A 13,158-nucleotide genomic window follows, 5' to 3' on the forward strand; every position below is an offset into this window, starting at 1 on the left:
TGTAAAGGAGGGTTTTGGATGAATCAAAATGTACAAGTAACGTTGCCGGATGGATCGATCAAAGAGGTGCAAAAAGGCACGACAATTCTAGATGTTGCAAGAGGGATTTCCGAAGGTTTGGCGCGAGTGATTGTAGGGGCCAAATGGAATGGGGAGTTGACTGATCTAAATGAAACCATTGAAATAGATGGTCAATTGTCTTTAATTAAGATGGACGAAGAAGATGGAAAACATTTTTTCTGGCATACAAGTGCCCATCTGATGGCACATGCGATTCAAAACTTGTTTCCAGATACCAAGTTTGCAATTGGACCGGCAATCAAGGAAGGTTTTTATTATGATGTAGAAACCGAGCATCGTTTTACACCGGAAGATTTGGAAAAATTGGAAGTGGAAATGAAAAAGCTGGCAAAACAAAATTTTGCAATGGAAAAAGAAATTCTATCTCGAGAGGCAGCACTGAGCCTATTCCGCGAAAAGGAAGAAGACTATAAGGTTGAATTGATTGAAGACCTGCCAGAGGATGCGGAAATTTCAATTTACCGCCAAGGAGATTTTATTGATCTGTGCAAGGGACCTCATTTGTTGGGAACCAAGCGAATTAAAGCGATTAAACTCATGAGTATTGCAGGTGCTTACTGGCGTGGTGATGAAAAAAGAACCATGTTGCAACGGATTTATGGGATTACCTTTGAAAAGAAAAAAGAGCTGGATGCCTATTTAGAGAGAATCGAAGAAGCAAAAAAACGTGATCATCGTCGTTTGGGAAAAGAATTGGGACTCTTTGTTATGCACAAGGAAGGTCCTGGATTTCCTTTCTTCCTACCAAAGGGAATGGTCATTCGAAATCTATTGCAGGATCTATGGAAACGAGAGCATATCCTGCGTGGTTACGGCGAAATTATGACACCTTTGATTTTGAACGAAGACTTGTGGCATACCTCAGGTCATTGGGATCACTATCAAGATAATATGTATTTCACAAAAATCGATGAAGAAGATTATGCGATTAAACCTATGAACTGTCCTGGTTCCATGTTAGCTTATAAGAGCGGACGCTATTCCTACCGGGATTTACCATTGCGAATGGGCGAATTGGGTCTTGTGCATCGCCATGAAGCTGCAGGAGCCTTGCATGGACTGTTCCGTGTTCGTTCATTCACACAAGATGACGCTCATATCTTTATGACACCTGAGCAAATCAAAGATGAAATTATCGGGGTTATGAAGTTTGTCGATGATATTTATGCGATTTTTGGATTCAAATATAACGTAGAGGTATCTACACGTCCTGAGGATTCCATGGGAACTGATGAAGAGTGGGAACATGCAACGGCTTCTCTTGTTTCTGCATTGGACGAGTTGGAACAACCTTATACCATTAATGAGGGAGACGGTGCTTTTTACGGTCCGAAAATTGATATTCATTTGGAGGATGCGATTGGTAGAACATGGCAATGCGGCACGGTTCAACTCGATTTCCAAATGCCTCAGCGTTTTGAGTTGTCCTATGTTGGTGCCGATAATCAGAAACATGTGCCAATCATGATTCATCGCGTGATTTTTGGAAGTATTGAACGATTTATCGGTATATTGATCGAGCATTATGCAGGTAAATTCCCGGTATGGTTGTCGCCTGTTCAGGTATCGGTTTTACCGATTAGCGATAAATATAATGAGTATGCGAAAGAAGTTATGAATTCCTTGCAAGGTGCGGGTGTTCGTGTTGATATGGATCAACGTACAGAGAAAATTGGATACAAAATTCGCGAAGCACAATTGCAAAAGACGCCATATATGATTATTGTGGGTGAAAAAGAAGTGGAAGCAAAAGCTGTAGCCGTGAGGAATCGAGATGCAGGCGATCTTGGCGCTATGGAACTCAACGATTTTATTGCGCGGATCCATGAAGAAGTGGAACAGTATCAATAATGAATCTGATTTTATTGCGCGAGAAGGATTTTCTTCCCTCTGGACTGGCGAAAGTCAGTCCGCGGCAGGAGCGCCATATTCGAAAGGTGCATCGAGCGGTCAATGGGCAAACGCTGCGTGTGGGTCTGGAAAATGGAAAGATGGGTTTTGGTACGATACGATCGATGGAAGACGAGGCCATTCTCCTGGATGTGGATTGCACCGAGGAACCGCCAGCACCCTCTTCCATCCGTTTGATCTTAGCGATGCCAAGACCTAAGGCCTTAAAACGTATTATCCAGGATATAACGACCCTTGGGATCAAGGAATTGCACATTATTAAAACCTGGCGTGTGGAGAAGAGTTATTGGTCGTCTCCGGCATTGGCTGCAGAGAGCTTGGAAGAGCAGATTCGATTGGGATTGGAACAGGGGCGTGATACGGTTTTTCCTACAATTACCATTCATCCCTATTTTAAGCCCTTTGTTGAAGATCTTTTGCCGGAGATCAGCGAGGGGAGTCTTAAACTTGTTGCGCATCCGAAAACAGATCAACAAGCACCACGTGATGTTCAAGAACCGATTACACTTGTCATTGGACCTGAGGGTGGATTTATCGAATATGAAATTCAGCAGTTTGAAGAGATTGGTTTTCAAATTGTTTCTCTTGGGGATCGAATTATGCGCGTCGAAACAGCGATACCCATATTAATCGGACGACTCACTTAGAGTCGTCCGATTTTTTTAATAGATTATGTCTTGCGACAAAAGCTCGAGCAAATTTTTTGATTCCTTGTTTGGGAAAGTCAATCCAAATAAATTTGTAATCCAATTGTTGAATGGATCCTTGGCCCAGTGTTTTATGTGTGACCAGACTACCTGGTTGCCATTCATCAGCGGGCAGACTCGACAGGAAGGGCTGGAGCTCTGTTAGATAAGGGGTGGGTGTGCATGGTGCTTGATCCAATCGTGTGTAGCTAAAGAAGGAACAAGATTTTTTGGCGCGCGTCATTCCTACATAGAAGAGTCTTCGTTCTTCTTCTAATAGGGCAATGTCCCCAAAGGAATCTTGTTTTTTCGCTATTGCTGAGGGGAGAATCCCGTCGATGAGGTCAATCATTAAAACATGATCGAATTCAAGTCCCTTTGCACCATGAAGGGTAGAGAGGGTGATGGAGGATTGTGGCTTTTCGAATCGAGAAAGTCTTGCTTGCAACTGATCACATCGAGAAAGAAAATCGATAATCGAAACAGATTGGGTGGCCAGGGTTTGCAAAATGGATAGGTGTTGAGAATCGACTTCGCCGCGATAATTTGCTTTATCTTTTTTGCTATTCAAATGGTCTCGATAATTCAGATCCCTGAGGATGGTCTCAATAGCAAAACTAGGCCGTTGTTTTTGAACTTGGTGGAAGCAGTCCTCAATTCTTTGGATATTACGGCGCTGATAGAGTGGCAGATCCGTTGTTTGAATGAGTCTTCGTAAGAGGTTCTCATCAGATTGAAGAGAGCGTAGTTGTTGGTAATCCCGTTTTTTAATATAACCATTGAATTTATACCAAATTTGATCCAAGGACTCACCATCTGAAGGGTCTAAAGAAAAAAGGAAAAAAGCGCGAAAATCCTTGTAAAGGGCGGAACGGAAAAAGTTTGTTTGTAAATCGCGCACATTCACTTGAATGTGTTGGCTCTCCATCACATTCAAGATAGGGAGGGCTGAAATGCGATTGCGAAATAGAATACCGATGGACCCTTGATCTTGTTTTTCTTGAACCTTTGATTCGATTTGTTTCAATTGATCCTCTGGATTGCTGCAGATATGCAGGTGAAGACTCGTTGAAACGTCTTCTCTCTTAATCATATGCTTATCAAAACGTGATGTGTTTTTTTGTATGACGGCATTGGCCGCCTCGATTAAAGGTGTGCCTGACCGATAATTCGTTTCCATCCGATAAACAGAAAAGTTGGCCTCGTTTTTTGTAAATGCAAAAAGTTCTTCAGGCATGGCACCGCGAAATCCATAAATGGATTGATCATCATCAGCTACCATGAAGATATTCTTCTTTGATGAAAGAAGGCAGGATATCAATTGAAATTGTACGGGGGAAAGATCCTGGCTTTCGTCCACCTGAATATAGGGATATCGCTTTTGTAATTGTTGACGAAGTGTTGAATCTTTACGCAAGCGGTTTAGGGTATGGCGCAATAAGTCATCATAATCAAACCAACGATTTTTTTCCTTTTCTGATTCGTATTGGGCAGCAATTTCGGGCAAAGCTTTAACCATGGACGAGGTGGCCACGGTGGTTTCTCGGTTTTTTGCTACGCTGATTTGACGAAGGATTTCTTCGATAACTTCTTCATTCGGCCATTCTCGATGCATGGAGAAGTGAATTTGTGCAATTAATTTTTTCTTGGATATGGGTGCACCTTTTCCTTCCAATAATGTCCACGCGGGCAATTCTCGATCAAATGCTTTCAAGAATCGGTAACAAAAGCTATGAAAGGTTGAAAAAGAAATGTTGGCATGAAGGTGGGATTGAAAGAGTTCGTTGAACCTCTTTTTCATGTCTAAGGCAGCTGCGCGGCTAAAGGTTAAGGAAAGGATTGAATGAGGGGTAATTTTTTCTTCAAATATTAAAAATCCGGTTCTACAGATTAAAGTTGTTGTTTTCCCTGCACCAGGTACTGCAAGAATCAAGGCGGGTCCTTGGGTATGTTGAATAGCGTCAATTTGTTGCTGGTTAAAGTGAAGAGCATGTGCCTGCTCGAGGTCTTGAATAAATGTCATGGTATTCCTCCTTGCTCTATTGTAGAAAAGAAATGAGTAGGATGCAAGTGGCGTGGTATAATAACTTCGGAGGGTATTATGAAAATTTTGGAAGTTAGAAATCTAGACGTCTTTCGAGGCGAGAAAAAAATATTGGAAGATGTTTCTTTTTCATTGGAAAGAGGAGAAGTTTTAGGCATTCTTGGTCCCAATGGAGGTGGAAAGAGTACCTTGGTGCAAGCCATTGCTCGATTGATCCCTTTTTCCAAGGGTGTCATTTGGATTGCCAAGGGAGAGCGCTTGGGCTATGTGCCTCAATTTGCCCATTTTGATGAGGAGTTTCCGATTACAGTTGAAGAAGTCGTTTTAAGTGGCAGTGTACATTTTTCAAAGAGGAAACGCATGGCAGCAGGAGATCATGAGAAAGCGCGGGATTTAATTCAACAATTTAATTTGTTTGATGTGGCAAACCATTCGATTTCAGATTTATCCGGAGGCCAAACCCAAAGGGTTTTAATCTGTCGTGCCTTGATGGGAGATCCAACAATTTTGATGATGGATGAACCAACAGCCAGTATTGATTTTCAAACCAAGGATCAAATAATCAGACAATTGCGAGATAAGAAGCCGGATATGTCAATCGTCTTGGTTAGTCATGATTTGAATGTCGTCAATCAGACAGTCGGGTCCATTCTTTGTGTTAACTTCCATGCGGATTTTCATCCCAGCAATCAATTGGAGTCGGATGAATTAAAAAAAGTTTATGGTTGTCCCATTGAAGTTATTTTGCATGGAGAAATTCCTCATCGAGTCTTGGGCGGACACAGTGAAGAAGGGGAGGATAGAATTTGATATTTTCTTATCAATTTGTACAAAGAGCGATGATTGCTGCTTTGTTTTCAGGAATTATTTCCGGTCTTTTAGGCACTTTAATTACAGAAAAGAAAAAAATTATGATGACCAGCGGGGTTGCACATGCATCCTTTGGGGGAATTGGATTGGGGTATTTGATGGGGATTGACCCCATGATTCCAGCTTTGGGCGTTGCAGGTTTGGTTGTTATGATTATGAAACGCATGGAAAGTAAATTGTCCAGCCGTTCAGATACTGTGATGGGTATGCTTTGGGCCTTGGGTATGGCCTTGGGCATGATTTTTGTCGGTTTGCGGCCTGGCTATCCACCGGATATGACAAGCTACTTGTTTGGAGATATTTTAACCATTTCTCAGCGAGATTTATTCTTCATGGTTTTTGTCAGTTTGGCCTTTGTTCTTATTTTTAGCTTTCGATTTGAACAGTGGAAGTTGATTCTCTTTGATGAAGAGCATGCCTTGCTTCAAGGCTTGGCTGTAGATCGTTATCAGTCAATCTTTTATCTATCTATCGCGGTGGGTGTCATTGCAATGATCAAGGTTGTAGGCATAATTCTCACTCTTGCGATCTTAACAACACCACCCATGACGGCCAGACTCTTTACTAAACGATTGTTTCCCCGCATTATTTTGGCTACGTTTTTTGCGTGGGCTACGATATTTATTGGTTTTTTTCTATCCTTTATGATCGATGTGCCATCCGGTGCCATGATTATTTTTGTTTCCGTGCTGGTCTACTTTATGATGGCTGGTGGAAAAAAAATTGTAAAAGTACTTGCAATTCACCATTAATTTATGTATACTCTTTTTAATAACTAAATCACTTATCGGACAACGGCGTCCAACTAGCAGAGGTAAAACTCAGCTTGGTTGTGGCGCTTTTTTTGTACTTATTAAGGAGGATGAAGAATGAATAGAAATTATAACAAGGATGATGTTTTACGTATTGCTAATGAACAAGAGATTGCATTTATTCACTTACAGTTCACGGATGTTGCAGGTATCATGAAAAATCTTTCGATTCCATTGAATCAGTTGGAAGCAGCACTCGATAATGAATTGATGTTTGATGGATCTTCGATTGATGGATTTGTTCGTATTGAAGAGTCTGATATGTATTTGTTCCCAGATCCAACGACCTTTGTGATTTTTCCTTGGTCAACTCCCGGTGCATTAGAAGCGCGATTGATCTGCGATGTTTACAAGGCAGACGGCACGCCCTTTAAAGGATGTCCGCGACAAACACTAAAACGTGCTTTGGAAAAAGCAGAAAATATGGGTTACACCTTAAATGTTGGACCGGAATGTGAATTCTTCCTATTTAGTACAGATGAGTCTGGTGAGCCGACATTGGAAACCCATGATAAAGCAGGCTATTTCGATTTAGCACCAGTAGACATGGGTGGCAATGCGCGTAAAGATATGGTAAAAGCCTTGCAAGACATGCATTTCTTGGTGGAAGCATCTCATCATGAGGTAGCTGAGGGTCAGCATGAAATTGACTTCAAATTTGATAATGCCCTCCGTGCGGCTGACAGTATTATGACATTTAAAATGGTCGTACGAATTATGGCGCAAAGGCATGGACTACATGCGACATTCATGCCAAAACCAGTAGCAGGTATCAATGGTTCAGGTATGCATATCAATATGTCTCTTTCTACACTAGAAGGCAAGAATGCATTTTATGACGCAGATGGTGAAGCGCAATTGTCGGCAGAAGCTTATGAGTATATTGCAGGCTTGGTCAAACATGCCAAAGGCTTTGCAGCACTGACAAATCCAACTGTTAACTCTTACAAGCGTTTGGTTCCAGGTTACGAAGCACCGACTTTGATTGCATGGTCTGCTAGCAACCGTAGTCCATTGATTCGAATCCCGGCAAAGCGTGGCGCGGGCACTCGAGTTGAGTTGAGAAATCCAGATCCAGCTGCAAATCCATATTTGGCATTGGCCGCAGTTTTATCTGCGGGTCTTGATGGTATTGAAAATAAAATGACTCCACCTGCAGCCAGTAATATGAATCTTTATCATACAACGCAAGCAGAATTGGATGAAATGGGTATTGAGTCATTGCCAACCAACTTAAAAGAAGCAATTGCAGAACTCGATCAAAATAAAGTCATTAAAGATTCATTAGGCGAACATGTCTATGAGGCGCTGAAAGCGACAGCTTTGGCGGAATGGGATCAGTATTCCCTCTTCGTTTCTGAATGGGAATTGGACACCTATTTGAAAAAGTTTTAAGAATTGGGTAAGCGGCTCTTGTAGTCGCTTCCTTTTTTTTATAAAGTAGTGGTAGAGTAGGAGGCTGGCTATGAACAACCGGATATTAATTGTTGACTCGGATGAAAAGAGCCGCATTCGAACAGCGACTATTTTACATCAATATGGATACGATGTTCATCAGGCGAGGGAAGGAAACAAGGCGCTTAGAGACGCTCGACGACTTCATCCAGTTTTGATTCTGATTGACATCGAATTGACACGCGGGATGCCTGCCAATGAGTTGGCAAAAATCGTAGAAGTCGATCGAATCTCTTCTTGCCTCTTTATGAGTAGCAGATATGATTCAGCTCTGGTTTCGCAGATGGAAGCCTTGCGATTGTATGCCTATATTCAAAAACCGATTCAGCCCTTGGCTTTGATTCAAGTGATCGAGTTTAGTATATCTATGAGCAAAAAAATCTTGGCTTTGGAAGAAAAGGTGGTAGATTTGGAAACTTCTTTGGAAGGGCGAAAAAAAATGGATCGCTTGAAGGGGATTCTGATGGAAAAAAAAGGTGTTTCGGAGAAAGAAGCATACGGGTTGATCCGAAAGATGAGCATGGATCATGGTGAGAAAATTGAAAGTACGGTGGAACGAATGCTCGCTTCAATCTTGAAGTGACAGGGCTGATATGATACGATTACCCGGCATGGGGGTGAGTGTTATGATAAAACGTTTTGTTCAATACTATAGGCCACACTGGAGATTGTTTTCTTTGGATCTTGTGTGCGCCTTTTTAATGTCTTTAATTGATTTGTTGTTTCCCGTACTGACGCGGCATGCGACAAATACCCTAATTCCGCAGGGCCAGATCCAGAGACTTTTGCTTTTAGGCGCAGGGATGCTAGTCTTATATTTGATTCGTGCGGGGTTTGAGTATTTTGTGGAATGCTATGGACATGTTTTGGGCGTTCGCATGGAATATGATATGCGAAAGGATCTCTTTGGCCATATGCAATCCCTATCCTTCCGATTTTATGATAAAAATCGAACAGGACACTTAATGTCTCGTATCGTTAATGATCTGCGAGATATTACAGAATTGGCTCATCATGGACCTGAGGATTTATTTATCTCTTTTGTCATGATCATTGGTTCTTTTTTGGTTTTGGTGCAAATTGATTGGCGCTTGACCTTGATCACCTATGGCTTTCTGCCATTTATCATTTTTTACGCCATTAAAATGCGGTCTAAATTGGCTCGTGATTTCAAGGAAGTGAAAAAGAAAATTGCAGATGTTAATGCCCAGGTGGAAAATTCGATCTCTGGTATTCGTGTGGTTCATTCCTTCACCAATGAGGCCTATGAAATCGAAAAATTTGAAAATGGAAATAATTTGTTCCGCGTATCCCGGGAAAATGCCTATAAGACTATGGCGCAGTTGATGACAGGAATTCGTACCATGCTCAATGTGCTGAATGTAACAGTCCTGCTCTATGGGGGTTGGTTGGTGTATTCTGGTGATATTACAGTAGGCGATCTTTTGGCATTTCTTTTGTATATCGGATTGTTTTTACAACCGGTTAGACGACTGATGTCTTTCACCCAGCAGTTTGAGCAAGGGATGGCCGGCTTTGGCAGGTTCAGTGAAATTATGGATGTACGCCCTGAAATTGTGAATCGACTTGATGCCAAGCCGATTGAAGAAATTCAAGGAGAAATTCGTTTCAACCAGGTCGATTTTGCCTATCAAAAAGAAGAATCGATTCTGAAAAATATTATTTTTACCATTCCGGCAGGAAAGACGACTGCTTTGGTGGGACCTTCTGGGGGTGGAAAGACGACGATCTGTCAGTTGATTCCACGATTTTATGAAGTAACCGGAGGAGGGATTTCTCTTGATGGCAGAGACATTCGTGATATTCGTTTAGAGAGTTTACGCAAGAACATAGGCATTGTACAGCAGGATGTTTTTTTGTTTGCGGGCACAGTTGCTGAGAATATTGGTTACGGGCGTGCAAATGCAAGTTTGGATGAAATGGTGGAGGCTGCTAAGCAGGCTGAAATTCATGATTTTATCATGAGCCTACCCGATGCATACGAAACGGAAATCGGTGAACGAGGGATTCGTCTTTCCGGTGGACAAAAGCAGCGTTTGTCCATTGCTCGAGTCTTTTTGAAAAATCCACCGATATTGATCCTTGATGAAGCGACATCGGCTCTAGATAATGAAACGGAAGTGAAGATTCAGGCTTCCTTGGAGAAGCTGTCTAGGGGAAGGACAACCCTGGTTATCGCACATCGCTTATCCACGATCCGATCGGCGGATCAAATTCTAGTGGTGACGGATGACGGCATTGAAGAATCAGGTACCCATAAAGCGCTTTTGGCAAAGGAAGGGGTTTATGCCCATCTTTACAAAATGCAATTCTTGGGATTAGAAAAGCAAGGCGATCGTTAGATCTCCTTGCTTTTTTTTACGCCGTCATATAAAACTTTTAATTTTGTTAAAACCGGTTGATAGTTGTTTTTATGGTGGGGAAAGCTACAGTTTTGGCAACTCTTTATTCCCGAATCTGTCCAGGTGGGATTGCCTCCACAATGATCACCTAAGGCATAAAGCGGACAATAGCAAAATAGACAGTTAAACTCCTCAAGAGGTACATCCTTGTGGCAGGGAAAGTATTCACATTCTGTATGTTGAAAAAAAGAATATTTCGGCATTTGGTTCCTCCTTCATGAAATGGTTGTGCTCTGGCTTAAAAAAAAGTAAAATGTAAGAATGAAGACTTTACGAGAATTTTGTATTAAAATTGATCACCAAACAGATCAAATAATGAGAATGAAATACTTTACTAACAGTGTACCTTTTTTCAAAATAATCAGCAAGGAGTTCAGCTTATTCTTATCATTGGTGATTCCCTTGATAGGCTGGCTCATGGCAAGAAAACAAATTTGGATTTTTGTTTTAGGCGCTGGTACGGGAGCTTTTGTCCTTGCAAAATGGATGAAGGGTTTGGTTGGTCGAAAGCGACCGCAAGAAACGAACAGATCAACCTTCCGCTTGGATCAGGAAGCGGGAAGTTTTCCTTCTCGACATGCGGCTGTCTTAGCGGCAGAGTGTACGGTTTTGTTGGTCTCTCATTCTGTGTGGGCAAGTCCTTGGATTGTGGCCTGTCTTTTGGTGTCAATTTCTCGAATTGTCTTGCGTGAGCACTACGTATCGGATATTATTGCGGGCATCAGCCTTGGAATTTTGGCTGGATTGATCGTTGGGTTCATTAAAGGAGTCGTGACAGCATGAGTGAAAGAACATTTTTAAAAGGCGCTTTATTTTTATCTCTGGCAGGGATTTTTTCTAAGATTATGGGTTTGATTCTCAAGATGAGGCTTAGTGTTATTCTGGGACCGGAAGGATCCGGCATCTATAGTTATCCACAGCAGTTCTACGTGATGATGATTGCCATTTCAGCAACGGGATTTGCTTCTTCCATTTCCAAATTAGTTGCAGAGAAACGTTCCGTGGGGAAGATGCGGGAAGCTCATCGGGTTTTTCATGTTTCCTTGGTGGTGATGTTGGTCTTAAGCGGAATCATTACCTTTTTGATGCTTTTATTTACCCCGGTTGCTATGAGAATTTGGGGCGAATCGGTGTATTACGCATATATTGCCGTTGCGGTTGGCCCAATCTTTGTATCGATTATGACATCTTTCCGAGGTTATTTTCAAGGGATGCAATTGATGCAGGCAACCTCGGTTTCCCAGGTTTTTGAGTCTGCGGCACGTCTTGTATTTGGACTTGGACTGGCAGCCTTCTTTGCCGGTGCTAGTGTAGCGAAAGCAGCAGGCGGTGCTTCCTTTGGAGCTGCAGCAGGTGGTGTCGTTGGTTTTGGTATTATTTTGATCTACTATATGAAAAATCGGGGCGGAATCATGAATGATCTGGCAGCGGATCATCATCCTCAAGACAAGACTTCGTGGCAATTGGCTAAGGAATTGATTGCTTTCACCTTGCCGATTACGGTGAATTCCGTTATTGTTCCCTTGATGCCCTTGTTTGATTCTCTTTTGATCAAACCGCGCGCGGTTGCTGGGGGCTACTCACCAGAAATGGTAGATAAGATGTATGCGTGGTTAAGCAGCGCGGTTACGGTAAATGGATTGCCTTTAACCTTTACTTTGGCTTTAGCAGTAAGTTTGATACCAGCTGTCTCCAAGGCTGTAGCTAAGAATGATATGCCTGAAGCAAATCGAAAAATTAATTTAAGCCTACGTTTAGGCTTTTTAATTGGATTTCCGTGTTTTATGGGCTTTCTCGTGATTCCAGAAGAAATTATGGTTCTTTTATTCCCCACCTTTGCGGGAAGTGGCTACGTATTGCAAGCCTATGCGATTTGTTTGATTTTTATGATTGTATCTCAATTGATGAGCTATTCTCTTCAGGGAATTGGGCGCCCTAGAATCGCGACAAAGAACTTGATGATTGGATCTGCAATCAAACTTTTCCTCAGCTATTTTTTAATCGCTTGGGAACCAGCTGTGGGGGCGAGCATAGCTACCTTGTCTGCTTATCTTTTCATATCCATCAGTAATTTTCGCGCCGTCAAGCATTTTACTCAGATACAATTTGATAAGCGAATTTTATATGCACCGATGACTGCATCGATTGTTATGGGGATCGTCACTTATTTTGTCAATCGGATTTTTGCCAACACCTTGCTTTCGATAGGAACAGCAGCCGTGATTTATTTTGTTGGAGTTGTGGTTTTTGGCGGTATCAGGAAAGATGAAATCAAGGAAATGATCGGTCGCTAAATCTTTGCAATTCATTAAAATAGTGATAAAATTAAGATGGAGGTGGTAAAATGAAACAATTTTTAGCCATCGGCTTGGCAATTGCTTATGCTATTTTTGTTTTGGTAATACTTTTTTGGGGAGATCCAACGGATGCTTTAGCTCTTGGTTTTATTAGAGTGATGGGTGCCGTTGTGGTAATACTTCTTGGACTTTTGATAGCAGAAAGGTTTCAAGATCAGCGAAAGGAGAATGACGATGATCATCGTAAATACTGAATCTATTCCAGGGAAAGAAATTGATCAAGCATTGGGACTTGTGAAAGGTTCTACAATTCGGGCGAAACATATTGGGAAAGACATTATGTCCGGCTTCCGACAAATTGTTGGCGGCGAAATGAAAGAGTATGCTGAAATGTTGACGGAAGCGCGTCAATTTGCCACCTTGCAGATGGTGGAAGAGGCAAAAACTTTAGGGGCGGATGCAATTGTCAATGTGCGGTATACGACATCGGCAGTTATGCAAGGCGCTGCAGAAATTTTGGCGTATGGAACAGCTGTAACGTTTAAATAAGCGGAGGAAACTCCGCTTTTTCATTTGTCA

Annotated in this window: 13 protein-coding genes; 11 read left to right on the top strand and 2 right to left on the bottom strand. The window is 42.0% G+C overall.

Annotated elements, in window-relative coordinates; genetic code table 11:
* Positions 1-18 precede the first annotated feature (18 nt).
* Together thrS and AC25CA_RS08130 are read left to right on the top strand one after the other, a co-directional pair.
* Positions 19-1,932 carry a threonine--tRNA ligase gene (thrS, locus tag AC25CA_RS08125; protein WP_486816567.1) on the top strand — a complete coding sequence of 638 codons (1,914 nt, stop codon included), beginning with the start codon at positions 19-21 and terminating at the stop codon, positions 1,930-1,932.
* Positions 1,932-2,639 carry a 16S rRNA (uracil(1498)-N(3))-methyltransferase gene (locus AC25CA_RS08130; protein ID WP_486816568.1) on the top strand — a complete coding sequence of 236 codons (708 nt, stop codon included), beginning with the start codon at positions 1,932-1,934 and terminating at the stop codon, positions 2,637-2,639. The genes thrS and AC25CA_RS08130 overlap by 1 nt, the downstream gene beginning before the upstream one ends.
* On the opposite strand, the gene AC25CA_RS08135 is transcribed toward AC25CA_RS08130, so the two are convergent.
* A complete protein-coding gene (locus AC25CA_RS08135; protein ID WP_486816569.1) occupies positions 2,632-4,701 on the bottom strand; it encodes an ATP-dependent helicase in 2,070 nt (689 codons plus the stop codon). The genes AC25CA_RS08130 and AC25CA_RS08135 overlap by 8 nt on opposite strands.
* A gap of 78 nt (positions 4,702-4,779) precedes the next feature.
* On the opposite strand from AC25CA_RS08135, the gene AC25CA_RS08140 reads away from it, so the two are divergent.
* The 5 genes from AC25CA_RS08140 to AC25CA_RS08160 all read left to right on the top strand — a co-directional run bounded on the left by AC25CA_RS08140 (position 4,780) and on the right by AC25CA_RS08160 (position 10,222).
* A complete protein-coding gene (locus AC25CA_RS08140) occupies positions 4,780-5,532 on the top strand; it encodes a metal ABC transporter ATP-binding protein (RefSeq protein WP_486816570.1) in 753 nt (250 codons plus the stop codon).
* Positions 5,529-6,344: a metal ABC transporter permease gene (locus AC25CA_RS08145; protein WP_486816571.1), complete on the top strand. Its 816-nt coding sequence runs from the start codon at positions 5,529-5,531 to the stop codon at positions 6,342-6,344. Before AC25CA_RS08140 ends, AC25CA_RS08145 begins: the two co-directional genes overlap by 4 nt.
* A gap of 117 nt (positions 6,345-6,461) precedes the next feature.
* Positions 6,462-7,799 (top strand): type I glutamate--ammonia ligase, encoded by a 1,338-nt coding sequence (gene glnA / locus AC25CA_RS08150; RefSeq protein ID WP_486816572.1) that lies wholly within the window; start codon positions 6,462-6,464, stop codon positions 7,797-7,799.
* A gap of 70 nt (positions 7,800-7,869) precedes the next feature.
* A complete protein-coding gene (locus AC25CA_RS08155; RefSeq protein ID WP_486816573.1) occupies positions 7,870-8,442 on the top strand; it encodes an ANTAR domain-containing response regulator in 573 nt (190 codons plus the stop codon).
* Between the two features lie 43 nt (positions 8,443-8,485).
* Positions 8,486-10,222: an ABC transporter ATP-binding protein gene (locus AC25CA_RS08160; RefSeq protein ID WP_486816574.1), complete on the top strand. Its 1,737-nt coding sequence runs from the start codon at positions 8,486-8,488 to the stop codon at positions 10,220-10,222.
* Here the strand turns inward: AC25CA_RS08160 and AC25CA_RS08165 are convergent.
* Positions 10,219-10,485 carry a cysteine-rich small domain-containing protein gene (locus AC25CA_RS08165; RefSeq protein WP_486816575.1) on the bottom strand — a complete coding sequence of 89 codons (267 nt, stop codon included), beginning with the start codon at positions 10,483-10,485 and terminating at the stop codon, positions 10,219-10,221. The genes AC25CA_RS08160 and AC25CA_RS08165 overlap by 4 nt on opposite strands.
* Before the next feature lie 214 nt (positions 10,486-10,699).
* On the opposite strand from AC25CA_RS08165, the gene AC25CA_RS08170 reads away from it, so the two are divergent.
* Genes AC25CA_RS08170 through AC25CA_RS08185 form a run of 4 tightly spaced genes read left to right on the top strand, consistent with a single transcriptional unit; the run spans position 10,700 to position 13,128 of the window.
* Positions 10,700-11,065 carry a phosphatase PAP2 family protein gene (locus AC25CA_RS08170; protein WP_486816576.1) on the top strand — a complete coding sequence of 122 codons (366 nt, stop codon included), beginning with the start codon at positions 10,700-10,702 and terminating at the stop codon, positions 11,063-11,065.
* On the top strand, positions 11,062-12,576 hold the full coding sequence (locus tag AC25CA_RS08175) for a putative polysaccharide biosynthesis protein (RefSeq protein WP_486816577.1): 1,515 nt from the start codon (positions 11,062-11,064) through the stop codon (positions 12,574-12,576). The genes AC25CA_RS08170 and AC25CA_RS08175 overlap by 4 nt, the downstream gene beginning before the upstream one ends.
* A gap of 50 nt (positions 12,577-12,626) precedes the next feature.
* Positions 12,627-12,833: a hypothetical protein gene (locus AC25CA_RS08180; protein ID WP_486816578.1), complete on the top strand. Its 207-nt coding sequence runs from the start codon at positions 12,627-12,629 to the stop codon at positions 12,831-12,833.
* Positions 12,814-13,128 (top strand): YbjQ family protein, encoded by a 315-nt coding sequence (locus AC25CA_RS08185; RefSeq protein ID WP_486816579.1) that lies wholly within the window; start codon positions 12,814-12,816, stop codon positions 13,126-13,128. The genes AC25CA_RS08180 and AC25CA_RS08185 overlap by 20 nt, the downstream gene beginning before the upstream one ends.
* Positions 13,129-13,158 lie beyond the last annotated feature (30 nt).

Source organism: Gottschalkiaceae bacterium SANA (assembly GCA_036323355.1).
Classification (GTDB): domain Bacteria; phylum Bacillota; class Clostridia; order Tissierellales; family GPF-1; genus GPF-1.

What these genes read in the sequence shown, in the direction of transcription:
- AC25CA_RS08160 (WP_486816574.1), top strand. Translation starts at nt 8,486, where the DNA reads ATGATAAAACGTTTTGTTCAATACTATAGGCCACACTGGAGATTGTTT.
- AC25CA_RS08140 (WP_486816570.1), top strand. Translation starts at nt 4,780, where the DNA reads ATGAAAATTTTGGAAGTTAGAAATCTAGACGTCTTTCGAGGCGAGAAA.
- AC25CA_RS08175 (WP_486816577.1), top strand. Translation starts at nt 11,062, where the DNA reads ATGAGTGAAAGAACATTTTTAAAAGGCGCTTTATTTTTATCTCTGGCA.
- thrS (WP_486816567.1), top strand. Translation starts at nt 19, where the DNA reads ATGAATCAAAATGTACAAGTAACGTTGCCGGATGGATCGATCAAAGAG.
- AC25CA_RS08180 (WP_486816578.1), top strand. Translation starts at nt 12,627, where the DNA reads ATGAAACAATTTTTAGCCATCGGCTTGGCAATTGCTTATGCTATTTTT.
- glnA (WP_486816572.1), top strand. Translation starts at nt 6,462, where the DNA reads ATGAATAGAAATTATAACAAGGATGATGTTTTACGTATTGCTAATGAA.
- AC25CA_RS08170 (WP_486816576.1), top strand. Translation starts at nt 10,700, where the DNA reads ATGGCAAGAAAACAAATTTGGATTTTTGTTTTAGGCGCTGGTACGGGA.
- AC25CA_RS08185 (WP_486816579.1), top strand. Translation starts at nt 12,814, where the DNA reads ATGATCATCGTAAATACTGAATCTATTCCAGGGAAAGAAATTGATCAA.
- AC25CA_RS08155 (WP_486816573.1), top strand. Translation starts at nt 7,870, where the DNA reads ATGAACAACCGGATATTAATTGTTGACTCGGATGAAAAGAGCCGCATT.
- AC25CA_RS08135 (WP_486816569.1), bottom strand. Translation starts at nt 4,701, where the DNA reads ATGACATTTATTCAAGACCTCGAGCAGGCACATGCTCTTCACTTTAAC.
- AC25CA_RS08165 (WP_486816575.1), bottom strand. Translation starts at nt 10,485, where the DNA reads ATGCCGAAATATTCTTTTTTTCAACATACAGAATGTGAATACTTTCCC.
- AC25CA_RS08130 (WP_486816568.1), top strand. Translation starts at nt 1,932, where the DNA reads ATGAATCTGATTTTATTGCGCGAGAAGGATTTTCTTCCCTCTGGACTG.